Origin of the sequence: Rathayibacter sp. PhB1 (assembly GCF_004362935.1) — a bacterium.
Classification (GTDB): Bacteria; Actinomycetota; Actinomycetes; order Actinomycetales; family Microbacteriaceae; genus Rathayibacter; species Rathayibacter festucae.
The window spans coordinates 547,925-570,010 of sequence record NZ_SNYD01000003.1 but is presented as its reverse complement, the minus strand read 5'-3'; the positions used below and the strand labels follow the sequence as shown (position 1 = coordinate 570,010).

Below are 22,086 nucleotides of genomic sequence, written 5' to 3'. Positions count from 1 at the left end.
GCCCCTCATGACCTACACACTCGAGACCCTGATCGAAGGCGGAGCGTTCTTCGAAGGACCCCGCTGGAACGACGGGCGCTGGTACGTCTCCGACTTCTTCGAGCACCACGTCCTCGCGGTGAGCTCGGACGGCGACACGGAGGTCGTGGCCGAGGTCCCCGGCCAGCCGTCAGGTCTTGGCTGGCTTCCGGACGGGTCGCTGCTGATCGTCTCCATGAACGACAAGCGACTGCTCAAGCGCAGTCCGGACGGAACTCTCTCCGAGCACGCCGACCTCTCATCTGTCTTCCCGGGCAAGGCGAACGACATGGTCGTCGACGACCAGGGTCGCGCCTACGTTGGCAACTTCGGCTTCGCCGAGCTCGACCCCGTCAACCCGATTCTGCCCCCCACTGTCGTCGCTCTCGTGACGGCTGACGGCGCGATCTCGGTCGCGGCGGACGATCTCTACTTCCCCAACGGCAGCGTCGTCACCGCCGACGGTTCAACCCTCATCGTCGGCGAGGCGATGGCCGGCCGGTACACCGCGTTCACCATCCAGCCGGACGGCACGTTGACGGACCGGCGAGTATGGGCACAGTTTGATCAGACCGTCGTCGGAGGGCCGGACGGCTGCACCCTCGACGCCGAGAACCACATCTGGATGGCGGACCCGCTCGGCGGCCCGCTGCGACGTGCGGCACCCGGCGGCGCGATCGTCGACCAGATCACGCCCCCTGAGGGCCTGACCATCTTCGCCTGCGCACTCGGAGGCGACGACGGGAAGACCCTCCTCATGTGCGCAGCAGGAGCCAGTGCCTTCGACGGCACCGAGAGAGGAACCGCGATGCTCCTGACGACCCGTGTCACCGTTCCCCACGCCGGCCGCCCGTAACGTCTCACAGCGCGAATCGAGGCGATGCGAATCCGAGCCCTCACGGGCGCGCCGAAGCGGCGCACCCGTGCAGGGCAGCGATGTAGGCATCCTCGTTCGCCCGGAACCGGTCGATCGGTGCGGTCAGGGACAGGGCAGCACGAACACGTCCGTCCACCCGGATGGGCACGCTGATCGAGTAGACACCCGTCCGCAGTTCCTCCTCGTCGCGCGCGATGCCGGTCGACCGAATGCGCTCCAACTCCGCCTCGAGCTCCGCGCGGCTGCGCAGAGTGTTCGAGGTGAGCGCGGTGTAGTCGTACCCGGAGAGTGCCCAGTCCCGGAGCCTCTCGTCGGCGTGAGCGAGCATGACGCGTGCGCCGACCCTGGCGTGGATGTCGTCGGAGTAGCCGACGACGAGACCGGACACGCGCACAGCGTGGTCGCCCTCGGTCACGGCGATGACCCGGATACGGTCCCCTCGCCATGCCGTGAGGTAGCACGACTCTCCTGTCCGCCGAGCAAGCTCTGCCAGCGCATGCCGCAGCTCCGCGGGCGGACGGAGTTGTCGGGTGACGGCGTCCGCGATGCGCTCGCTCGCATCACCGAGCTCGTACTGGCGGGCCGAATCCTTCGAGAGGAGGCCCTCCTGCACCAGCGTGCTGAGCAAGTGGTGGGTGGTCGACGCCGTTAGGCCTAGTCGAGCGGCGATGTCACCGGCGAGCACTCGAGGCTCATCGGCCACGAGAAGCACGATCTGGACGGCGCGCTCGACGGATTGGATGGTCGTGACCATCGAGATCCCTTCTTGACAGGGGAGAGGGTTCGTCTACTATCTCGGCAGATAGCTGAAGCTGTTTGCATTATCTGCAAGTGACAGTATCAACGAAGGAGTTGGACCTTGGCAACGGGCGACCGCGAATCGATCACCACGGTGATGGCAAATGGGGGGCGCCCGCCGGGCAGCCGCCGTGAGATCACGATCATCGACACCACTCTTCGCGATGCGCACCAGAGCCTCTGGGCCACGCGGATGCGCACCGAGCACATCGTGAAGATGGCGCCGGACTTCGACAAGGTGGGCTTCGCCCAGGTCGACCTCGTCGCCCCCATCCAGTTCGACGTGGCTGTGCGCTACCTCAAGGAGGACCCGTGGGAGCGGGTACGACTCGCTCACCAGCACGCGCCGAACAGCACTTTCCGGGCCCTCATCCGCTCGAAGAACATCGCCGCGTTCGACTTCCTCGCTGACGACGTGATCGAGGCGTGGGTCGAAAGCCTCTACCGAAACGGCTTCCGAGTCATCGGATCGTTCGACGGGCTCAACGACATCGACAACATCGCGCCGGGGCTCCTCCGGGCGCAGCAGCTGGGCGCCTCCACCTTCGGCGCAGTGTCGTTCTGCGAGAGCCCGGTCCACACCGATGAACTGTTCGTGGCGAAGGCGATCGAGCTGATCGAGAAGGCGGATGTCGACGCGATCATGCTCAAGGATGCGGGCGGTCTCCTGACGCCCGATCGCATTCGCACCCTGGTGCCGGCGCTGAAGGCCGTGATGGGCGACCGCTCGCTCGAGATCCACAGCCACTGCCTGACCGGTCTCGCCCCGTTGGTGTACCTCGAGGCAGTGGAATTGGGAGCGGATGCGCTGCACACCTCGATCGCACCGATGGCGAACGGGGCCGCCCAGCCGTCGACGCAGGACATCGTCAGCGATCTGCGAGCGCTCGGCTACACCGTGAACGTCGACGACGAGCGCATCGAGACCATCAGCCGTCAGCTCGTCGACATCGCCGAGGCCGAGGGCAAGCCCGTCGGCCATCCAGTGGCGTACAACGGCCTGCACTTCATGCACCAATTGCCCGGCGGCATGCTGTCGAACTTCCACTCCCAGCTGGCCACGGCGGGGCTGTCGCACCGCTTCACTGAACTCCTCTACGAGGTCGCCCGGGTGCGTGAGGAGCTGGCCTTCCCGATCATGATCACTCCGTTCGCTCAGTTCGTGGGCACCCAAGCGGTGATGAACGTCATCTCAGGCGAGCGCTACAAGGTCGTGCCGAACGAGATCAAGAAGTACGCCCTCGGCTACTACGGCGAGCTGCTCGGCCCCATCGCCCCCGACGTGCTCGAGAAGATCATCACGAACGGCTCCTCCTCGATCGCTCTGACTCCCGCGCCGATCGAACCGATGCTGCCGGGTCTGCGTGAGCGGCATCCGGACGAGGGCATCGACCTGCTTCTCCTGCGGGCCATGTTCGCGGGCTCGCAGGTCGACGAGATGCTCCGCACGGTAGCCGCCGGAGGAAATCCCGACGAGATCTACGGTCCCATCGTGGGCCTCGTGAAAGCCCTGTCGTCGAAGAGCGCGACAGGAACCCAGACGTTGACTGCGGGCGATCTGCACATCCGCATCGAGAAAGGACTGAGCGAGAATGTCGCTTGACCGACCGGACATCACTCAACTTCGAGCCCTCGTCGACTGGGTGAACCTCAGCGACGACGTGCGCGAGCTCTCCGTCAGCTTCGGTGACGTCGAGCTGTTCATCTCGCGCGACCGGCAGTCGCCCGGACGGAGGGCCGGCGCAGTCTCCGCGCCCGCCGCCACCGCAGCAGTCTCTCCGGTTCCCGCCTCTACGGAGGTTCCTGCGACAGCCGATTCCGCTCCGGCCGCGGTTGCCCCGAACGCAGCCCCGACTCCAGTCGCTCCCGCTCCGGCCGCGGTTGCTCCGAACGCAGCCCCGGCGCTGCCGGCCGCCCTGGACGTCGACGAGGTCGTCATCAAGGCCCCGATGGTCGGCACCTTCTACGGTGCGCCGAAGCCCGGGGACCCGCCCTTCGTGCAGGTGGGTGACAGCGTCACCGATGAGACCGTGCTCGGCATCGTCGAGGTGATGAAGCTCATGAACAACATCGAGGCCAAGGTCGTCGGCACCGTCGCCCGCATCCTGGTCGAGAACGACCAGGCGGTCGAGTACGGCCAGCCCTTGATGGTGATCCGACGCCATGGCTGAACTCACGAGCGTGCTCATCGCCAACCGAGGCGAGATCGCTCTGCGCATCATCCGAGCCTGTAAAGAACTCGGCATCCGCAGCGTCCTGGTCCACTCCGAGGCCGATGCCCTCTCCCTGCCGGTGAAGCTCGCCGACAAGGCTGTGTGCATCGGTCCCGCCAAGGTGAACGCGAGCTACCGCAATGCACAGGCTGTGGTGGGCGCCGCGCTGGCCTACGGAGCCGACGCCATTCACCCCGGATACGGATTCCTCTCCGAGAACGCCGACTTCGCAGCTCTCTGCGAGCAGGAAGGAGTCGGCTTCGTCGGCCCGGCCGCCGACGTCATCCGCCGCATGGGCGACAAGATCGAGGCGAAGAAGATCGCCCGCCGCGCCGGCGTGCCCACCGTTCCCGGCTCGGAGGGGGCGATCGCCGAGTACAGCGAGGCACTCTCCGTGGCGGGCGAGGTGGGCTACCCGCTGCTCATCAAGGCGGCGGCCGGTGGCGGTGGGCGCGGGATGCGCGTAGTCGAGGCAGCCGCGACACTGGAGAAGGATCTCGCCGAGATCATGTCGGAGGCCGAGGTCGCGTTCGGCGATCCGTCCGTGTACATCGAGCGCTACCTGACCGACATCCGGCACATCGAGATCCAGGTCATCTCCGACGGCAGCACCGTGCTGCACCTGGGCGAGCGCGACTGCACGGCCCAGCGCCGCAACCAGAAGCTCGTCGAGGAGTCGCCGTCGCCGGTGCTGGACGCCGAGCTACGGCAGGGCCTCGCGGATGCGGCGGTCGCGCTGTGCCGGGAGGTCGGCTACAAGAACGCCGGCACCGTGGAGTTCGTGTTCGACAACATCGAGCGCACCTACTACTTCATCGAGATGAACACCCGCATCCAGGTCGAGCACCCGGTGTCGGAGATGGTGTCGGGCATCGACCTGATAAAGCTGCAGCTGCAGATCGCGGGCGGTATCCCGCTGAGCCTCACGCAGGACGACGTGATCATCCGCGGGCACGCCATCGAGTGCCGCATCAATGCCGAGGACCCTGACAACAACTTCGCCCCGAACCCCGGAACCGTCACGACCTTCCGGGCTCCGGGAGGGTTCGGCGTCCGCCTCGACACCCACATCGAGTCGGGTTACGTCATCCCGCCGTTCTACGACTCGATGATCGGCAAGCTCATCTGCTGGGGCGCCGACCGCGACGAGGCGATCGCCCGCACCCTCCGTGCGCTCGACGAGCTCGTCGTCGACGGCATCGTCACGACGGCGTCGCTCCAGAAACGCATCGTCGACAGCCCCGAGTTCCGCAGCGGTGACTTCAACACCGCCTTCGTCGCCGAAATGCTCGCCACCACTCCAGCACCAGCCCTCTCCTAAGGAGACGCCATGTCACTGACCACCGCGGTCCGCCGCCCCGTGCTCGCCGACCTCGTCGGCCGCCCTTCCACCCGTGCCCGAGTGTTCGCCGTCGACGCCGGTCTCGTTCTCGCCGGAGCCGCTCTCGTCGCCCTTCTCGCGAAGGTGTCGTTCTTCATCGGCCCCATCCCCATCACCGGCCAGACCCTCGGTGTCATCGCTGCCGGGGCCGCGCTGGGGTCGAGGCGGGGCGCGGCGGCGCTCACCACCTACCTGCTGGCAGGCCTCGCAGGGCTGCCGGTGTTCGCGGGCGCCATCGCCGGTCCCGCCTACGCGCTCGTACCGTCGTTCGGCTTCGTCCTCGGCTTCATCCCGGCGGCGTTCGTGGCCGGCTGGTTCGCCGAACGCGCGTGGGACCGCACGCCCGCGCTTGCCTTCGTCGGCTTCGTCGCCGCGTCGATCATCCCCTTCCTCCTCGGCGTCCCCTACCTGGCTCTCGTCCTCGCCGCCGTGCTCGGCCAGCAGGTGACGCTGCCCGGTGTGCTCGATGCGGGGGTCTGGCCTTTCGTCGTTCCCGGCCTCGTCAAGGCCGCGGCGGCCGCCCTGCTCATCCCCGGCGCCTGGCTGCTCGTGCGAGCAGCCGACCGCACCAAGCGCGGCTGAGACGATGATCGACAAGACGGTGGCCGATGTCACCCGGGCGGTGTCCGGCATCTCCGATGGTTCGACGGTGATGATCGGTGGTTTCGGGCGGGCCGGTCAACCTGTCGAGCTCATCGACGCCCTGATAGAGCAGGGGGCGGGCGACCTCACGATCGTGAGCAACAACGCCGGCAACGGCGATACGGGCCTCGCCGCCCTTCTTGCGAGAGGGCGGGTGCGGCGCATCGTCTGCTCCTTCCCGCGTCAGCACGACTCGTGGGTGTTCGATGACCTCTATCGTTCGGGGAGGATCGAGCTCGAACTGGTGCCGCAGGGCAATCTCGCCGAGCGCATTCGAGCCGCCGGCGCCGGGATCGGCGCCTTCTTCAGCCCCACGGGAGTGGGCACCCAACTCGCGGACAGCAGGGAAGAGCGCACCATTGAGGGTCGCCGCTACGTGCTCGAGTACCCGATCAGGGCCGACTACGCCTTGATCTCGGCCTACAAGGGTGATCGGTGGGGCAACCTGGTCTACCGCGAGACAGCCCGCAACTTCGGTCCGATCATGGCAGCGGGGGCGGCGATCACGGTCGCGCAGGTCGACGAGCTCGTGCAGCTGGGTGCCCTCGACCCCGAGTCGGTGGTGACGCCGGGTATCTTCACCGACCGAGTGGTGGCGGTGGGTCCCCGAGCGTGGGTCCATGGCGGCGAGTTCGTCGGCGGGGTCGACGTCGACGGCCGATCGCTCTCCGAGTCGGAGGTGTCGCGATGAGCGAGGGAGGCCGTGTGAGTCGGGACGAGCTCGCGCAGCGCATCGCGGCGGACATTCCCGAGGGCGCGTATGTGAATCTCGGCATCGGAGCGCCGACGCTCGTGGCGAACTATCTTCCGGCTGAGCTCGAGATCATCCTGCACACCGAGAACGGTCTGCTCGGGATGGGGCCGGCGCCGGTGAGGGGCTCGGTGGATCCCGACCTGATCAACGCCGGGAAGCAGCCGGTGACCGCTCTCGTAGGATCGGCGTACTTCCATCACGCGGATTCGTTCGGGATGATGCGGGGCGGGCATCTCGACATCTGCGTGCTGGGTGCGTTCCAGGTGAGTGGCAGCGGTGATCTTGCGAACTGGTCGACCGGTGCGCCGGGGGCGATCCCGGCGGTGGGCGGGGCGATGGACCTGGCGATCGGTGCGAAGAACGTGTGGATCATGACCGACCTGCTCGCGAAGTCGGGCGAGTCGAAACTGGTCGACGCGTGCACCTATCCCCTCACGGGTGTCGGCTGCGTGTCGCGGGTCTACACCGACCACGCCGTGTTCGATGTCACCGGCGAGGGGTTCGTCGTGCGGGAGCTGTTCGGCGGCACGACCGTCGAGGGCCTCGAACGACTGACCGGCCTCCGTCTGCAGAAGTGAAGGACTGACACGATGACCGCGAGTTTCGTCTACGACGCCGTGCGCACCCCGTTCGGAAGAGCCGGTGGTGCCCTCTCGGGGGTGCGCCCGGATGATCTCGCGGCGACGGTGATGGCGTCGATCGTGGAACGGTCGGGACTCGATCCCGCCCGCATCGACGACGTGATCTTCGGGGATGCGAACCAGGCAGGTGAAGACAATCGGAACGTGGCCCGCTTCGGCGCACTGCTCGCAGGGTTCCCGACATCCGTCACCGGCACCACCGTCAACCGGCTGTGTGCTTCCTCGCTCGAGGCGGTCGTCCAGGCCTCACGAGCTATCGAGGTCGGTGACGCGGACATCGTGCTGGCGGGAGGCGTCGAGTCGATGAGTCGAGCCCCGTACGTGGTGGAGAAGTCGGCGAAACCGTGGCCGGCGACCGGGAACCAGGTCCAGTGGAACACCGCGATCGGGTGGCGGATGACCAATCCGGCCCTGCCCACCGAGTGGACGATCAGCAACGGCGAAGCGGCCGAGCACATCGCCCGCGCCCGGGGCATCTCGCGCGAGGCCCAAGACGAATTCGCCGTGCGCTCCCACCGCCTGGCAGCGGCAGCCTGGGCAGCCGGCACGTTCGAGAAGGAAGTGGTGCAAGTACCCGGAACGCCGATGACGCGCGATGAGGGCATCCGCGACGGCACGACGGTCGAGAGACTCGCCACTCTCACGCCGCTGTTCGCCGCGGGAGGTTCGGTGACCGCGGGCAACGCTTCATCGATCAATGACGGGGCATCAGCGGTACTCGTCGCACGAGAGGGTGCACTCGACATCGAGCCGCTGGCGAGGATCACGGGGCGCGCGGCTCACGGCGTCGACCCGCAGGACTTCCCGATCGCTCCTATCGCGGCCGCGAACAAGGCCCTCGCCCGGGCCGGCCGCACTTGGGACGACGTCGTCCTCGTCGAGCTGAACGAAGCCTTCGCCTCGCAGGCGCTCGCCTGTCTCGCCGGCTGGCCGGAGCTCGACCCCGCGAATCTCAACGTGCACGGTGGCGCGCTCGCGATCGGCCACCCACTCGGCGCCTCGGGCGGACGCGTCTTGGGGCACGCCGCCCACGAACTGGCTCGCCGGGGCCGCGGCGTCGCCGTGGTCGCGCTCTGCATCGGCGTAGGACAGGGTCTTGCCGTCGTGCTCGAGCGCTGACAGCCCCGACGAAGACGCGTCGAGCGGTCGGCGCCGACGAACCGTTCTCCTCTGCCAGGACAGCGCCGACGGCAGCCACGCGCGCCGTGCGGAGGGGAGAGGTCGCGGCTCGCTCCGAGCAGGCCCACCTCGTTCTCCACCTGCATCAGGATCGCGGTGTGGACCTCGTCCACGCGGGCGAGGTGCTCCATCAGGGCCCGGTAGGCGGCCTGGTCTGCACGACGGAACTCGTCGGAAAACACCGAGAGGCCCGGTCGGGGCGTGGATCCGTCGTAGGTGAGCGGAGCGCGCAACGGTGACGGACCCCGGTCCGCTCGCTCGAACCGCGTCGTGTCGGCGCGGGCCCAGGTCGGGGCGTAGGTGGAGAGGGCGTTCTTGAAGGCGCCGAACCAGATGAGGATGAGCCGGAGGCCCGCCGAGCGCGCGCCCTCGAGCAGCGCGTCGACGACGGCGAAGTCGAACTCGCCCTCGACGGGCTCCACCTGGTCCCAGCCGACCGGGGTGACGATCGAGCTCACGCCGGACGCTGCGATCGTCGACCAGACCGGGGCCATGTGCTGCGGGTCGGACGGGCTGGCGGCGTGGAGGGCGGCTTCTGCGTGACGTCGAGCGACCGGTGCTGCCGAGAGGGCGTCGACGTCGCGCAGGATCTCACGCCGGGATGATCGGGAGGTCGATCCGAGAGGGATGCGCCGCGTCGTGGAGGATGCGCTGGTGGGCGACACGGAGCGTGGTTCCCTCGTTCACCGGTTCACCGGTGTTCAGGTTGCGGTCCCAGCGGGGGAAGTTGCTCGAGGTGACCTGGACTCGCAGGCGATGACCGGCTCGGATCAGGATCGACGTCGACCAGAGGTCGACGGTCACCTCATCGACGCGACCTTCCTCCGTGGACACGCGGGTGATCCCGTCGACGATGTTCCGGGACACGCCTTCGACGTCCACTTCGCACAGTCGGACCACCCAATCGGTGGAGGGGCCGTCCGTCGCCACGAACACGGTCGCGGTGATCCGGCCGGTGATCTCGATGTCCTGATCGAGCGGAGGTGTGGTGAAGACCAGCACGTCGTCGCGGGCCTCGGCGACCCTCTGATCGAAGGGGCCGGCAGGGTAGTCGGAGCCCATCACCAGGTTCCCACCGCGCGTCATCACCGGGTCGGCGGGGTCGTACACGTAAGCGGATTCCGCTCCCGTCGACACCGGCGCGTCCCACTCGAGGACGCCTGCCTCGGTCAGGTAGAGCGGAGTGGTGACGGCGCGGGCAAGGGGCCAGTCCGCTTCGGCACGCCACTCGTCTACGCCCATGACGAAGATCAGCACGCCTGATTCCTGGGTGCTGGTCGCGGGGCTCTCACGCAGCCAGTGGTCGTACCAATCGAAGTTGATCTTCGAGATCGGCTCTCCGCCGGGGGTGAGCATGCCGAAGCCGAAGTTCACCTCGCCCACTTCTCCCAGGGTGGCACCGGGAGTGAGTGAGCTGTGCGACCACGGGCCGACGATGAGGCGCGTGGTGGCACCGTGTGCGCGCATCCCGACGTAGTTGTCCAGTGATCCCTGCTGGAAGACGTCGTACCAGCCCGCGAAGTTGAGCGACGGCACGGTGAGCTGCTCGTAGTGCCCGTCCACGCGCGAGTCGTCGAGGGTCGATCGGTCCTCGAGAGCGCGGGCGACTCCGACGTCGGGCATCCCGAGGTCCACGAAGAACGGTTGCGCTGCCGCGGGCAGCTCCCAGAATTTCTCCTTCAGGGTCGCTGCATCGGCAAGGGCCTGCATGATCTTCGGGTAGGCCGTCTCGGGCGGGTAGGCGTGCAGGAAATGGGGGAGAGCGTTCATCAGACCCCACCAGGTGTTCAGTCCGAGTTCGACGGCGCCGCCTCGGAACATCAGGCCGTTCTCCGGATCGCTCCAGGTGACGACCGGCGCCATGGCTCGAAGCGCGGGGGCGCCGGCAATCGCGCAGCTCCACTGCGTGCTGCCCACGTAGCTGGCGCCGAAGGTACCGACTCTGCCGTTGCTGTTCGGGAGAGCAGCCGCCCAGACGATCGTGTCGTATCCGTCGTCGCGCTCGTACTTCATCGGCATCCACTCGCCCTCGGATGTGCCGCTTCCTCGGGTGTCCTGGTGGACGACGATGAACCCCGCACGCAGAGCATCGATCGTCTCGAAGTTCTGGATGGGCCGATTGTTCTTGTCGTACGGTGTGCGCTCGACGAGCACCGGGAACGGACCATCCCCCGCAGGCCAGGCGACGTCCGCCCTCAGAACGGTGCCGTCCCTCATCGGAACCGGCAGATCGAACTTCATCGTGATGTCTGACATGGAGGGCGGTCTCTCTTTCATCTGGAGGACTCCTGTCTCGGAGCATTCCTCGAGCTCCTCGTCACGCGGCCAGGCCCGCTCCCACGTCGACGCGGTTCGAACAGTAGCTGGATTTGCTACGTAACAACAATGGCGACTACGTCCGGGGATCGGCGGGATCTTCGGTCCCGTGACAGTGACGGAGGAGGAGATCGTCTCTTTCGCGACGGCTTTCGATCCGCACACGATGCACACCGATCCGGAGGCCGCCCGCCTCGGCGAGTTCGGGGGAGTGATCGCCAGTGGATGGCACACGACGGCGATCATGATGCGGCTCCTCGTCGACCACTTCCTCAACGAGCGCGCAAGCGTCGCCTCTCCCGGCGTCGACGAGCTGCGCTTTTCGCGGCCGGGTGTGCGGACCTCCGAGATGTGCCACACGCTATGGCACCTTCACTGTGGGCCACGTCCGAGTCCTCATCGACCAGCTCGATGAGCAGGAGGTCGGCGGGTCGGTCTTCCCCATCGATCTCCGTGATCGAGCTGAACAAGGGCGCGATCGAGCCGTCCTTCTCAGGGCAGCTCGGGTTCTCCATCACGCTAGGACCGCACGGAGAGCCCATTCCTGCTCGTCGACCCTGTGCCCCTCCCGCTAGGGAATGGACCTGTCCCCGCCGCTCGCGATGTCCGCGGTGAGCAGCGCCACCTGCTCCACGGCCTCCGCGTGCGTCATCGGGCGGCCGGGGACGCCGGGCCGCGTCTGCCACGGCAGCGGGCCGTCGGCGCGGCGGTACTCGACCCCGAAGGCGTCGAGCCGGGCCAGGTGGTGCGCCAGCCGGGCCTCGAAGTCCGCCGTGTCGCGGTGCCCGCCCGACCAGAGCGCCTCCGCCAGCGCGCAGAGCCGGGGGAAGGCGAGGTAGTCGAGGGTGCGCGGGGAGTCGGCGTGCTCGGTCCAGAGGTTCGCCTGACCGCCGAGGACGTGCCGCGCCTGCTCGGCGGTCAGCTCCGGCGGGACCGGATCGAAGGCGAGGACGTCGGCGACCGTCGTGACGGTGGAGACCGGGATCGGCTCCGCGGCCGCCTCGGACTGCCGGTGATCGAGGTAGGCGGTGTCCTCGGGGCAGGCGATCACGTCGTGGCCGGCCCGGGCCGCCGCCACCGCCCCCACCCGTCCCCACCAGGACAGCACCGTGGCGCCGGGCGCGAGCCCGCCCTCGAGGATCTCGTCCCAGCCGAGCAGGCGGCGCCCGCGGCGGGCGAGGTGGGCGCCGATGCGCGCGACGAACCAGCTCTGCAGCGCGTTCTCGTCCGGGACGCCCAGCTCACGCATCCGCTCCTGCGTGCGGGCGTCGGCCGCCCACTGGTCCTTCGGGCACTCGTCGCCGCCGATGTGGACGTAGGGAGAGGGGAACAGCTCGATCACCTCGTCGAGGACGTGCTCGAGGAACTCGATCGTGCTCTCCTCGACGTTGAAGACGTTCGTGCTGACGCCCCACTCCGTCCAGGTCTCGAGCGGCAGGCCCCGCACCCCCAGCTCCGGGTAGGCGGCCAGGGCGGCCTGCGCGTGGCCGGGCAGCTCGATCTCGGGGACGACCGTGACGCCCCGCGCGGCGGCGTAGGCGACGATCTCGCGGATGTCGTCCCGGCGGTAGTACCCGCCGTGCGGCCGGTCGTCCTGCCCCGCGGTCGGGCCGGCACCCACCTGGGACCGCCGCCGCCAGGCGCCCGCCTCGGTGAGCCGCGGGTAGCGCGGGATCTCCAGGCGCCAGCCCTGATCGTCGGTGAGGTGCAGGTGCAGCACGGTCAGGCGGTGCAGGGCCAGCAGATCGATGACGCGCAGCACCTCGCGGACGGGCAGGAAGTGCCGGGCGACGTCGAGCAGCATCCCGCGCCAGGCGAAGCGCGGCTCGTCCTCGATCGTCACGGCCGGCACCGCCCAGCGGACCCCGGGCAGGGGAGCGGACCGGTGGATCGCCGGCGGCAGCAGCTGGAGCAGCGTCTGCACGCCGTGCAGCGCGCCCGCCGGGCCGGCCGCAGTGAGGACGACCGAGCGGGCGTCGACGCGGAGGCGGTAGCCCTCGGGCGGGAGCGCCGGATCGAGCTCGAAGCGGATGCCGGCCGTCGCCTCGTCGCCGCGCTCGAGAGCGGATCCGGTCGCCCGGCCGACGGCGGCGCGGAGCAGCTGCGCGGCGCCGGCGAGGGCCTCCGGGCAGGCGATCCGGGTGCTCGCGGAGAGCGCGAACTCGCCGGTCTCCGGGCGCAGCGAGCGGGGTCGGGGGAGGAGGGACGGCACGGCGGGCTCCGTTCTGCGCGGGGGATGCGACTCTTCGCGCCTGCCAGTGAAGCCTCGTTGACAGGGGTTCGCAAGGGTTCTTTACTAACTCCGTCGCAACTGGCGCAGGATCCCGGATCGCGCCGCGGCACCCATACGGAGGAGAGAACTGTGGTCTGGAAGAACGTGGTCGGGAAGTACGCATCGGTGCGGCGCCGGGCGGTCGCCCTCGGCGCCCTGGGGGTCGCGGGCGTGCTCCTGCTCACCTCGTGCACGACCAGCGACGGCGGGCCGGACGGGGCGCGTGAGGAGGGCCGGACGCTCACCGTCTGGAGCATGGACGGCGACTACTCGCCCGAGACCCTCGCCGCCGTCGAGGAGCGCTTCACGAAGGCCACCGGCGCGGAGGTCGACGTGCAGGTGCAGACCTGGGAGGGGATCGCCACCAAGGTCTCGACGGCGCTCGCGACCGACTCCCCGCCGGACGTCCTCGACATCGGCAACACCCAGGTCGCGGGCTACGCCGCGAACGGCGGGCTCCTCGACCTGACGGAGCACCGGGACGAGCTCGCGCAGGGGCAGACCTGGCTCGACGGCCTCGTCGACCCGGCGACGTTCGACGGGCACCTCTTCGCCGTCCCGGGCTTCGCGGGTGCGCGGGCCGTCGTCTACAGCAAGAAGCTCTGGGCCGAGGCGGGCGTGATGACCCTCCCCACCAGCTACCAGGAGCTCACCGCCGCGCTCGACAAGGTGAAGGCCGCGCACTCCGGAACCCCAGACTTCTCGGCCTTCTACCTCCCGGGGCAGTACTGGTACGCCGGGCTGCAATTCGTCTGGGACGCGGGCGGCCGGATCGCGATGCAGGACGGCGACACCTGGTGGTCCGCGCTCAGCTCGAGGGCCTCGCGGTCCGGTCTCGAGGCGTTCAAGGAGTTCCAGAACGCCTACTCCAGCGCCTCGTCGGCGACGCTGAACACCCTCGACCCCGACCAGAACCAGATCTTCGCCGACGGGAAGACCTCCGCGATCCTGACCACCGGCGTCGCCGGCGTCCTCAAGGCGAACCCGGAGCTGTCGGAGGACCAGCTCGGGACCTTCCCGATGCCGGGCGTCGACGGCGGCACGCAGCCGGTGGTGCTCGGCGGCTCGAACTGGGCGGTCGCCGCCAAGTCGCGGAACGCCGACCTCGCCCGGCAGTGGATCGCCGTCGCCACGAGCCCCGAGGTGCAGCGCGACTTCGTCCACGGCGTGGACGGCTGGATCCCGAACAGCCGGGAGGGGATCGAGGCGGCGCAGTCCGACCTGAGCGAGATCGAGCGCGCGTTCTTCACCGCCGCGCTGACCTCGGAGTCGGTTCCGGCCAACCCCAACTGGGCCGCGATCGAGAGCAACCGGAAGATCGAGTCGCTGTTCTCCTCGATCGCCTCGGGCGCGAAGAGCGTGCAGGAGGCGTCGGAGGAGTTCGACGCCGCCGCCGACGACACGCTCAACGGCCACTAGGCCGGTCGGGCGATCGCGCGATGTCCACCGCCCCGGCCGCCGCCCCGCCCCGCCCGGCGGCGGCGGCCCGCCGCGCCCGGCGCCGCTCCTCGCTCGCCCCGCTGCTGCTGCTCTCCCCGGCCGGGCTGGTGCTCGCGGGCGTGACGATCGCCCCGATCGTGCTCCTCGTCCTCACCTCCTTCACCGACTACGACCAGCGCAGCCTGTTCACCGGTGCCTACGACGTCGTCGGGCTCGCGCAGTACGCCGACATCCTCGGCGACCCGGAGTTCTGGCTCGCGCTGGTGCGCACCCTCGTCTTCACGAGCGCTCTCGTCGCGGGCAGCGTGCTGATCGGCGCGGGGATGTCGCACCTGCTGACCCGGCTGCCGGCGGCCCTGCGCCTGCTCACGACCGTGGTGCTGATCCTCGCCTGGGCGATGCCGAACGTCGCCTCCTCGCTGATCTGGCGGTGGCTGTTCCAGCCGCAGTACGGCGTCGTCAACTGGCTGCTCACCCGGACGGGACTGGTCGGCGATCTGACCAGCACGAACTGGGCGGCCGACCCGTGGCTCGCCTGGGTCTGCATCTGGCTCCTCGTCGTCTGGCAGGCCGTGCCCTTCCTCGCCCTCACCCTGCACGCCGCCGAGACGCAGGTGCCGATCGAGCGCAAGGAGGCCGCGCGACTGGACGGCGCCTCCGAGCTCGCGGTCTACCGGGTCGTCGTGCTCCCCGCACTCCGGCCGACCCTGCTGCTCGTGACGATGCTCTCGGTGATCTGGGACTTCAACGTCTTCAACCAGATCTGGCTCGTCTCGGCCGGCGGGCCCGACGGCGCCACGTCCACTCTCGGCGTCTTCACCTTCACGACGGCGTTCTCGGGCGGCGCCCGAGTCGGCACCGGCTCCGCCATCGCCGTGGCGTCGACGCTGATCCTGCTCGCCCTGAGCGCGGTCTACATCCGAACCCTCGTCCGCTCCGGAGAGGAGCTCTGACCGTGACCTCGACCGTGCCCTCGACCTCGACCTCGACCTCGACCTCGACCTCGATCCGGCGCCGGCTGCGGCGCTACCCGTGGATCAGCTCGGCGATCGCGGTGCTGTTCTGCCTGCTCTGGCTCTTCCCCGTCTACTGGATGGTCAACACGGCCTTCAAGCCGCAGTCCGAGATGCTCAGCTCCACCCCGCACTTCCTCCCCGAGTCGCCGACCCTGGACAACTTCGTCCGGGCGCTCACCCAGGGCGACTTCCTGCGCCACCTGCAGAACTCGGTCGTGGTGGTGGGCGCCGCGGTCGTCTTCGCGATGGTGCTCGGGCTGTTCGCGGCGGCGGCGCTGGCGCGGTTCCGCTTCCGGGGTCGGCGGGCGATCCTGGTCCTGCTCCTCGTCGTGCAGATGCTCCCGGCGACGGCACTGCTCCTGCCGCAGTTCCTGCTCCTGAACGCGGTCGACCTGATCGGGACCTCCGCGGGTCTCGCCCTCGCCTACGTGGCGGGCGTGCTGCCGTTCTCGATCTGGGTGATGCGCGGGTTCTTCCTCGCGCTCCCCGTCGAGCTCGACGAGGCGGCGCGCCTGGACGGCGCCTCGACCTGGCAGCTGCTCACCCGCGTCCTCTTCCCGCTGGTGATGCCCGGGATCGTCTCGAGCAGCGTCTTCGCCTTCATCGCCGGCTGGAACGACTACATCGTCGCCTACACGTTCCTGAAGGATCAGGCCCGCTACACGCTCCCGGTCTGGCTCGCGTCCTTCAGCACCGCGTCGGGCGGGCAGGTGGGGACGGACTACGGCGGGCAGATGGCCGGGGCCGTGCTCTTCTCGCTCCCGGTGGTCGTGTTCTTCCTGATCATCCAGCGTAATCTCGTGTCCGGGATGTCGGCCGGCGCCGTCAAGGGCTGAGCCGGTCACGGGCTGAGATGAAGGACCATGGGCCAGCTGCGCGTCACCGAGAAGGCACTGCCGTCGCACAACCGCCGGCACAACCGCTCGCTCGTCCTCCAGCGCCTCTTCCACGACGGTGAGATGAGCAGGGCGGATCTCGCCCGGATCAGCGGTCTCACCGCGGTCACGATCTCCGACCTGGTGGGCGAGCTGCACTCGGAGGGGCTGCTGCTCGACCTCGGGCCCCGCGTCGACGCCCGGGTGGGCAAGCCCGCGCTGGTGATCGCCTTCGACCACGGGGCGCGGAGCATCGTCGGCCTCGACCTCTCGGCGGAGGCCGAGTGCACCGGAGCCCTGGTCAGCCTGCGCGGCGAGATCCGGGAGCACCGCCGGCTCGCCCGCGACGGCGCGTCCGGGGCGGACGCGGTCGAGCTCGCCCTCGGCCTCGCGGCCGAGCTGATCGCCTCGTCCCAGGCGCCGGTCCTCGGGATCGGGATCGGCTCACCGGGGGTCGTGGATCACGGCGGAGTCGTGCGGGAGGCCCCCAACCTCGGCTGGCGAGGCCTCGCTCTGCGGCGCGTCTTCGCCGAGCGGTTCGGCCTGCCCGTGCACGTCGCGAACGACGCCAACACGGCCGCCCTGGCCGTGCACACCTTCCACCGCGGCGGGGGAGCGAACCTGCTGCTCGTGCTGCTCGGCGACGGCGTCGGGGCAGGACTGATCATCGGCGGCTCCCTCGTCGAGGGCGATCAGTTCACCGGCGGCGAGATCGGCCACGTCGTCATCGACGAGGACGGCGAGCAGTGCTCGTGCGGGCGGCGGGGCTGCCTCGAGTCCGCGGTGTCCGTCGCGCACCTCGGCCCGCGGCTCGCGGCGGCCTCGGCTCCGGAGCAGGAGCGGCTGCTGCGCCGGGCCGGCCGGTCGCTCGGGATCGCGCTGGCGCCGATCGTCGCCGTGCTCGGGATCGACGCGGTCGTCCTCGCCGGTCCGGAGCGCTTCGTCGAGGGGGTCCTGCTCGAGGAGGCGCGCGCGACCATCGCCCGCCGCACCCTGCCGGCCGTCACCCGCGAGCTGCGGATGGAGTCCCGCACCGACCCCGGCGAGCTCGTCCTGCAGGGCGCCGCGGCGCTCGTGCTGAGCCACGAGCTCGGCATCTCCTAGCGGCCGGCCCGCCGGTCCTCGAACGTCGTCGCACCGGGCGCCGGGATGACGACGTCCTCCGACTCCTTCGAAGTCGTCGTACTCGAGCGCCGAGTACGACAACTCTTGGAGAGTGGCGGAGGGTCGCCGGTGCCGCGCGCGGGTCAGTCGCGGGCGCGTCGTGTCTGCTTCGCGTTCGCGCGCTGGAGGGCGTCGACGAGCTCGGCCTTCGTCATGCGCGAGCGGCCGGAGACGTCGAGGCGCTTCGCGAGGTCGAGCAGGTGCGCCTTCGTGGCGTTCGCATCGACTCCGCCGGCCGTGTCGCCGTCGCCGTCCGGGCCGCGCTGGGCGGCGCGGTCGTCGGAGGGGCCGCTCTCGGCCTCGCGCTCCCAGTGGTCGCCGACCTTCTCGTACTCGTGCTTCAGCGCGGCGAACGCGGTGCGGTGCGCGCGCTCACCCTCGCCGTAGCTGTCGACCGCCGAGTCGTGCGCGGCCGACCACAGCTTCTGCGCGTGCTCGTCCGACCGCTCGATCGTCGACGGGATCTCCTCCTTGGCGGGCATGCTGCCTCCCTCTCGTCCCTCCGACGCTACCCCCGCCGTCCCCCTCCGCGAGATGCCACTTGTGCACGCTTTTCACGGCGTGTCGCGCTCATAAGTGGCATCTCGCGGAAGGGGGAAGGGGGTCAGCCGAGGAGGCGGTCCTGGACGAAGGCGCTGGCGAAGCGGTCGGTGGGGTCCCAGGCGGAGCGGAGGGTGCGCCACTCGTCGAGGTGCGGGTAGAGCGGGGCGATGTCGGCGGCGGTCGCCAGGAAGTGCTTGCCCCAGTGCGGGCGAGCGCCGAGCGGGAGCAGCGCGCCCTCGACGGCGGGCAGCACGGCGTCGACGCCGGCGCGGTCCTTCTTGAAGGTGAAGTGGATGCCGACGCTGTCGCGACCGGAGGCGGGGGAGAGCCACTGGTCGTCGCCGGCCATGGTGCGCAGCTCGGTGATCAGCAGGACCTCGTCGATCCGCTCGCCGATCGCGCGCAGGGCGACGAGCGCCTCGCGGATGTTCTCGCGCGGCACCATGTACTCGCTCTGGATCTCGTCGCCGGCGCTGGGCTCGCGGTCGAGGCGGAAGTGCGGCAGGCGCTCCGACCAGGGGCCGACGGAGCCGCCGAACGGATTGAGGTTCGAGTCGACGCCCTCGGAGACGGCGAACAGCGAGGCCGACGCGGCGACCGCGCCGAGGTGCGTCGCGTCGACGTCGGCGACCGAGCCCTGCTCGACCTTGGTCTTCAGCCAGAGCTGCTCGACGGTGGGGCTCGACCAGTGCGTCATCAGGCTCACGCTGTAGGCGGAGGAGGTGATCGCGTCGAAGTCGTCGAGCACGCGGTCCCACGGCAGGTCGACGAACGCGTCCTGGCGGACGTCGAAGGTCGGCTGGATGTCGAGGGTCACCCGGGTGACGACGCCGAAGGCGCCGAGTCCGACGACGACGCCCTCGAAGCCCGGCTCGCCGCGGCGGATCGTGCGCAGCGAGCCGTCGGCCGTGACCAGCTCGAGCGCCGAGACGGCGGAGGAGAGGTTGGCATTGCGGTCGCCCGAGCCGTGGGTGCCGGTCGAGATGGCGCCGGCCACCGAGATGTGCGGGAGCGAGCCCATGTTGTGCAGGGCGTAGCCGTTGCTGTGCAGGTGCGAGGCGACGATGCCGTAGCGGGTGGCGCCGCCGACGGTGACGGTGCTCGCGTCGGCGTCGATCACCGGGTCGGGGGCGATGCGGCCGAGGTGCAGCAGTGCCCCCGGGGTGTCGGGGAGGGCGTTGAAGGAGTGGCGGGTGCCGAGCGCGCGGACCCGCTCGTTCCCGCGGACGAGGTTCTGCACCTCGTCGATCGACTCCGGCTCGAGGATGTCGGCGGCGCGGTACTCGTAGGTGCCCGCCCAGTTGCTCCGTTGCGTCATGTCCCCATTCTGCCGGGCTCGCCGCCGGTTTGTTGCCGTCTCCAACGAATTGGCGGCGAGCGCTCGGCGGCGAGCCTGCAGCGGCGCTCAGTACTCGATGCGTCCGTGGCGGTCGTGGAACTCGCCGGTCGGGCCGTCCGGGCCGAGCAGGGCGAGCGCGACGGTCGCGTCGGTGCCCTCGGTGACGGTCTGGTGCCCGCCGTGGCCGTTGAAGTCGGTCGCGGTGTAGCCGGGGTCGCTCGCGTTGATCCGGAACTCGGGCAGGTTCTTCGCGTACTGCACGGTCAGGGTGATCACCGCGGCCTTCGAGGCGGCGTAGGGGATCGCGGGCACGCCGAACTCGTCGCGGCCGGGCGTGACCAGGGCGCGCGGCCAGCCGACTCCGGAGGACACGTTGACGACGACGGGCGCGGCCGAGCGGCGCAGCAGCGGCAGCGCGGCCTGGGTCACGCGGACGATGCCGACGACGTTCGTCTCGAGGACGCTCGCCATCGCCTCCGCCGAGAGATCGTCGACGCCGAAGGAGGTGCCGAGGATCCCGGCGTTGTTGACCAGGACGTCGAGGGCGGGGAGCGAGGCGAGGGCGGCGTCGACGCTCGCCTGGTCGGTCACGTCGAGCTGGACGACCTGGGCGCCGAGCGCCCGGGCGGCGTCGCCGTTCGCGGGGTCGCGCATGCCGGCGTACACGGTGTGGCCGGCCTCGATCAGGCGGCGGGCGGTCTCGAGGCCGAGGCTCTTGTTGGCCCCGGTGATCAGTGTCGTTGTCATGGCTCCATGCTCCGCCCCGGCGCCTCCTCCGCCCAGGCCCCGGTCGACGGGAGGACCAGCAGTACCAGGACCGCGCGCCCGCCCGCGGGGGATCATGGTGGGCATGAGCGAATTCGCGGACGTCCTCCGCTCCTGGCGCGAGCGCGTGACGCCCGCCGAGGTGGGCCTGCCCGCCGGACCGAGCCGCCGGACCGCGGGCCTGCGCCGCGAGGAGCTCGCCGCGCTGGCCGGCGTGAGCGTCGACTACATCGTGCGTCTCGAGCAGGGCCGGGCCGTGCACCCGTCGGCGCAGCTGCTCGGCGCGCTGGCCTGCGCGCTGCGGGTGACGGAGGCGGAGCGCGACCACCTCTACCGGGTCGCGGGGGTCGCGCCGCCGACCGCGACGCAGGTGCCGCAGCACATCACCCCGGGCGTGCAGCGGATCGTCGACCGCTGCGGCGACGTGCCGCTGGCCGTCTTCAGCGCGGCGCACGACATCCTGCTGTGGAACCCGCTCTGGGCGGCGCTGAACGGCGACCCCTCGCGGCACACGGGCCTCGACCGCAATCTGGTCTGGCGCTACTTCACGCAGGGGCACGAGGGCACCGAGTTCGACGACCGGCACGCCGAGGACTTCGCCAACGATCTGGCGGCGGATCTGCGCGCAGCGGTGGGTCGCTACCCGGACGACGCGGCGCTCGCGCACCTGGTGGCGCGGCTGCGGGCGACGTCGCCGGACTTCGAGCGGCGCTGGGCCGTGGCTCGGGTCGCCGAGCACCGCTCCAGCCGGAAGACCGTCACCTCGACGCCGGTCGGGCCGATCACCATCGACTGCGACGTGCTCGCGGTGCCGGGCGGCGACCTGCGGATCGTGATCTACACGGCGACGCCCGGCTCGACGGATCAGACGCGGCTCGACCTGCTCCGGGTCACGGGGCTGCAGGAGCTCGTGGCGCACTGACCGGGTCGGCCGACCGGTCGGCGGGCGTGCTCGCACCGAGCCGGTGCCGGCGCTCGATCGCCTGGCCCGCGTAGCCCGCGGCGACGATCAGCGCGGCGCCGACCGCCCCGAGCGGGCCGATCGCCTCGCCCGCGACGACGACGCCGACGAGCAGCGCCCAGACCGGCTCGGTGCCCATCAGGATGCTGGCGCGCGCCGCCGAGGTGCGCCGGACCGCCCAGAGCTGGACGACGAAGGCGAAGACCGAGCAGAGCAGCCCGAGGAAGAGGACACCGGCCCAGCCGCCGGCGTCGAGCGCCCGGGCGGCGGCGGGCAGGTCCGGTCCGGCGAGGAGCGAGAAGACGGCGGCGCAGACGACCAGCTGCACCAGGACCACGCCGAGCGAGCCCTCCGCGCGCCCGCGGACGAGCCGGGCGCTGGCCGTGACGTGCACGGCGCGCACCACGGCCGCCGCGAGCACGAGTGCGTCGCCCCAGGTCGGGGTGCGCAGACCGCCGTCCGAGACGAGCAGGGCGACTCCGACGACGGCCGCGACGGCGGTGACGAAGAAGGAGCGCGGCAGCCAGGAGCGCGAGGCGAGGCCCTCGAGCGCGGGGGTGAGCACCAGGGCGAGGCTGATCAGCAGGCCCGCGTTCGTGGCCGAGGTGAGGTGGACGCCCCAGGTCTCGAGCCCGATGATCGCGGCCTGCGAGGCGCCGAGGAGGGCGGCGACGGCGAGCCCGCGACCGCGGGGGAGGCGCTCGCGACGGGCGAGGCAGAGCAGGGCGAGCGCGGCGGCGGCGGTGAGGAAGCGCAGCGCGACGGTCGACGGGACGCCGATGTCGGCGGCGACGTCCTTCGCGGCGACGAAGCTCGCGCCCCAGACGGCGGCGACGGCGAGCAGCAGCAGGTCGACGGCGAGATCGGGGCGGGCGCGGAGGGGCATGGGGAC

Annotated in this window: 21 protein-coding genes; 14 read left to right on the top strand and 7 right to left on the bottom strand. The window is 70.3% G+C overall.

The window, feature by feature from the left end; all coding sequences use genetic code 11:
• The first annotated feature begins 7 nt into the window (after positions 1-7).
• Positions 8-874: an SMP-30/gluconolactonase/LRE family protein gene (locus EDF17_RS10325; RefSeq protein ID WP_123447017.1), complete on the top strand. Its 867-nt coding sequence runs from the start codon at positions 8-10 to the stop codon at positions 872-874.
• Positions 875-914: 40 nt separating this feature from the next.
• On the opposite strand, the gene EDF17_RS10320 is transcribed toward EDF17_RS10325, so the two are convergent.
• Positions 915-1,649, bottom strand: a complete 735-nt coding sequence (locus EDF17_RS10320) for an IclR family transcriptional regulator (RefSeq protein ID WP_123447016.1) — start codon at positions 1,647-1,649, stop codon at positions 915-917.
• A gap of 105 nt (positions 1,650-1,754) precedes the next feature.
• On the opposite strand from EDF17_RS10320, the gene EDF17_RS10315 reads away from it, so the two are divergent.
• From EDF17_RS10315 to EDF17_RS10285, 7 genes are read left to right on the top strand one after another with little or no spacing between them, the layout of a single operon-like run.
• Complete coding sequence (locus EDF17_RS10315) at positions 1,755-3,296, top strand: pyruvate carboxylase subunit B (RefSeq protein ID WP_208110600.1); 1,542 nt, start codon at positions 1,755-1,757, stop codon at positions 3,294-3,296.
• A 40-nt stretch (positions 3,297-3,336) separates the two neighbouring features.
• Complete coding sequence (gene accB / locus EDF17_RS10310) at positions 3,337-3,864, top strand: acetyl-CoA carboxylase biotin carboxyl carrier protein (RefSeq protein ID WP_208110599.1); 528 nt, start codon at positions 3,337-3,339, stop codon at positions 3,862-3,864.
• Positions 3,857-5,227, top strand: a complete 1,371-nt coding sequence (accC, locus tag EDF17_RS10305; protein WP_123447013.1) for an acetyl-CoA carboxylase biotin carboxylase subunit — start codon at positions 3,857-3,859, stop codon at positions 5,225-5,227. The genes accB and accC overlap by 8 nt, the downstream gene beginning before the upstream one ends.
• Before the next feature lie 9 nt (positions 5,228-5,236).
• Positions 5,237-5,869 carry a biotin transporter BioY gene (locus EDF17_RS10300; protein WP_123447012.1) on the top strand — a complete coding sequence of 211 codons (633 nt, stop codon included), beginning with the start codon at positions 5,237-5,239 and terminating at the stop codon, positions 5,867-5,869.
• A 4-nt stretch (positions 5,870-5,873) separates the two neighbouring features.
• Positions 5,874-6,620, top strand: coding sequence for a 3-oxoacid CoA-transferase subunit A (locus EDF17_RS10295; protein ID WP_123447011.1), 747 nt, complete (start codon positions 5,874-5,876; stop codon positions 6,618-6,620).
• The gene (locus tag EDF17_RS10290) at positions 6,617-7,261 is read left to right on the top strand and encodes a 3-oxoacid CoA-transferase subunit B (protein ID WP_123447010.1); all 645 of its coding nucleotides are present in this window, start codon (positions 6,617-6,619) and stop codon (positions 7,259-7,261) included. Before EDF17_RS10295 ends, EDF17_RS10290 begins: the two co-directional genes overlap by 4 nt.
• Positions 7,262-7,273: 12 nt before the next feature.
• Complete coding sequence (locus tag EDF17_RS10285; protein WP_123447009.1) at positions 7,274-8,443, top strand: thiolase family protein; 1,170 nt, start codon at positions 7,274-7,276, stop codon at positions 8,441-8,443.
• 651 nt (positions 8,444-9,094) lie between these two features.
• Here EDF17_RS10285 and EDF17_RS10275 read toward each other — a convergent pair.
• The gene (locus EDF17_RS10275; RefSeq protein ID WP_123447007.1) at positions 9,095-10,759 is read right to left on the bottom strand and encodes a CocE/NonD family hydrolase; all 1,665 of its coding nucleotides are present in this window, start codon (positions 10,757-10,759) and stop codon (positions 9,095-9,097) included.
• Positions 10,760-10,928: 169 nt separating this feature from the next.
• On the opposite strand from EDF17_RS10275, the gene EDF17_RS10270 reads away from it, so the two are divergent.
• Positions 10,929-11,234 carry a MaoC/PaaZ C-terminal domain-containing protein gene (locus EDF17_RS10270; RefSeq protein WP_208110598.1) on the top strand — a complete coding sequence of 102 codons (306 nt, stop codon included), beginning with the start codon at positions 10,929-10,931 and terminating at the stop codon, positions 11,232-11,234.
• Between the two features lie 156 nt (positions 11,235-11,390).
• On the opposite strand, the gene EDF17_RS10265 is transcribed toward EDF17_RS10270, so the two are convergent.
• Complete coding sequence (locus tag EDF17_RS10265) at positions 11,391-13,031, bottom strand: beta-N-acetylhexosaminidase (protein WP_123447005.1); 1,641 nt, start codon at positions 13,029-13,031, stop codon at positions 11,391-11,393.
• Between the two features lie 150 nt (positions 13,032-13,181).
• Between EDF17_RS10265 and EDF17_RS10260 the strand changes: the two genes are divergently transcribed.
• Genes EDF17_RS10260 through EDF17_RS10245 form a run of 4 tightly spaced genes read left to right on the top strand, consistent with a single transcriptional unit; the run spans position 13,182 to position 17,526 of the window.
• Positions 13,182-14,510 carry an extracellular solute-binding protein gene (locus EDF17_RS10260; RefSeq protein ID WP_208110597.1) on the top strand — a complete coding sequence of 443 codons (1,329 nt, stop codon included), beginning with the start codon at positions 13,182-13,184 and terminating at the stop codon, positions 14,508-14,510.
• 20 nt (positions 14,511-14,530) lie between these two features.
• Positions 14,531-15,484 (top strand): sugar ABC transporter permease, encoded by a 954-nt coding sequence (locus tag EDF17_RS10255; RefSeq protein ID WP_123447003.1) that lies wholly within the window; start codon positions 14,531-14,533, stop codon positions 15,482-15,484.
• 2 nt (positions 15,485-15,486) lie between these two features.
• Positions 15,487-16,383: a carbohydrate ABC transporter permease gene (locus EDF17_RS10250; RefSeq protein WP_208110596.1), complete on the top strand. Its 897-nt coding sequence runs from the start codon at positions 15,487-15,489 to the stop codon at positions 16,381-16,383.
• A 27-nt stretch (positions 16,384-16,410) separates the two neighbouring features.
• Positions 16,411-17,526 carry an ROK family transcriptional regulator gene (locus EDF17_RS10245; protein ID WP_123447002.1) on the top strand — a complete coding sequence of 372 codons (1,116 nt, stop codon included), beginning with the start codon at positions 16,411-16,413 and terminating at the stop codon, positions 17,524-17,526.
• A 143-nt stretch (positions 17,527-17,669) separates the two neighbouring features.
• Here the strand turns inward: EDF17_RS10245 and EDF17_RS10240 are convergent, their stop codons facing one another.
• The 3 genes from EDF17_RS10240 to EDF17_RS10230 form a co-directional block, all read right to left on the bottom strand.
• The gene (locus tag EDF17_RS10240; RefSeq protein WP_123447001.1) at positions 17,670-18,068 is read right to left on the bottom strand and encodes a ChaB family protein; all 399 of its coding nucleotides are present in this window, start codon (positions 18,066-18,068) and stop codon (positions 17,670-17,672) included.
• 122 nt (positions 18,069-18,190) lie between these two features.
• The gene (locus tag EDF17_RS10235) at positions 18,191-19,447 is read right to left on the bottom strand and encodes a D-arabinono-1,4-lactone oxidase (RefSeq protein ID WP_123447000.1); all 1,257 of its coding nucleotides are present in this window, start codon (positions 19,445-19,447) and stop codon (positions 18,191-18,193) included.
• An 87-nt stretch (positions 19,448-19,534) separates the two neighbouring features.
• The gene (locus EDF17_RS10230) at positions 19,535-20,215 is read right to left on the bottom strand and encodes an SDR family NAD(P)-dependent oxidoreductase (RefSeq protein ID WP_123446999.1); all 681 of its coding nucleotides are present in this window, start codon (positions 20,213-20,215) and stop codon (positions 19,535-19,537) included.
• 103 nt (positions 20,216-20,318) lie between these two features.
• On the opposite strand from EDF17_RS10230, the gene EDF17_RS10225 reads away from it, so the two are divergent.
• Entirely contained in the window at positions 20,319-21,155 is an 837-nt protein-coding gene (locus tag EDF17_RS10225; RefSeq protein WP_123447077.1) for a helix-turn-helix transcriptional regulator, read from the top strand.
• On the opposite strand, the gene EDF17_RS10220 is transcribed toward EDF17_RS10225, so the two are convergent.
• Entirely contained in the window at positions 21,124-22,080 is a 957-nt protein-coding gene (locus EDF17_RS10220; protein ID WP_123446998.1) for a DMT family transporter, read from the bottom strand. The genes EDF17_RS10225 and EDF17_RS10220 overlap by 32 nt on opposite strands.
• Positions 22,081-22,086 lie beyond the last annotated feature (6 nt).

Bases quoted from the DNA above. Each gene is read 5' to 3' on its own strand.
- EDF17_RS10230 (WP_123446999.1), bottom strand. From the start codon at position 20,215: ATGACAACGACACTGATCACCGGGGCCAACAAGAGCCTCGGCCTCGAG.
- EDF17_RS10245 (WP_123447002.1), top strand. From the start codon at position 16,411: ATGGGCCAGCTGCGCGTCACCGAGAAGGCACTGCCGTCGCACAACCGC.
- EDF17_RS10255 (WP_123447003.1), top strand. From the start codon at position 14,531: ATGTCCACCGCCCCGGCCGCCGCCCCGCCCCGCCCGGCGGCGGCGGCC.
- EDF17_RS10320 (WP_123447016.1), bottom strand. From the start codon at position 1,649: ATGGTCACGACCATCCAATCCGTCGAGCGCGCCGTCCAGATCGTGCTT.
- EDF17_RS10325 (WP_123447017.1), top strand. From the start codon at position 8: ATGACCTACACACTCGAGACCCTGATCGAAGGCGGAGCGTTCTTCGAA.
- accC (WP_123447013.1), top strand. From the start codon at position 3,857: ATGGCTGAACTCACGAGCGTGCTCATCGCCAACCGAGGCGAGATCGCT.
- EDF17_RS10220 (WP_123446998.1), bottom strand. From the start codon at position 22,080: ATGCCCCTCCGCGCCCGCCCCGATCTCGCCGTCGACCTGCTGCTGCTC.
- EDF17_RS10295 (WP_123447011.1), top strand. From the start codon at position 5,874: ATGATCGACAAGACGGTGGCCGATGTCACCCGGGCGGTGTCCGGCATC.
- EDF17_RS10285 (WP_123447009.1), top strand. From the start codon at position 7,274: ATGACCGCGAGTTTCGTCTACGACGCCGTGCGCACCCCGTTCGGAAGA.
- EDF17_RS10225 (WP_123447077.1), top strand. From the start codon at position 20,319: ATGAGCGAATTCGCGGACGTCCTCCGCTCCTGGCGCGAGCGCGTGACG.
- EDF17_RS10300 (WP_123447012.1), top strand. From the start codon at position 5,237: ATGTCACTGACCACCGCGGTCCGCCGCCCCGTGCTCGCCGACCTCGTC.
- EDF17_RS10275 (WP_123447007.1), bottom strand. From the start codon at position 10,759: ATGTCAGACATCACGATGAAGTTCGATCTGCCGGTTCCGATGAGGGAC.
- EDF17_RS10290 (WP_123447010.1), top strand. From the start codon at position 6,617: ATGAGCGAGGGAGGCCGTGTGAGTCGGGACGAGCTCGCGCAGCGCATC.
- EDF17_RS10235 (WP_123447000.1), bottom strand. From the start codon at position 19,447: ATGACGCAACGGAGCAACTGGGCGGGCACCTACGAGTACCGCGCCGCC.
- EDF17_RS10240 (WP_123447001.1), bottom strand. From the start codon at position 18,068: ATGCCCGCCAAGGAGGAGATCCCGTCGACGATCGAGCGGTCGGACGAG.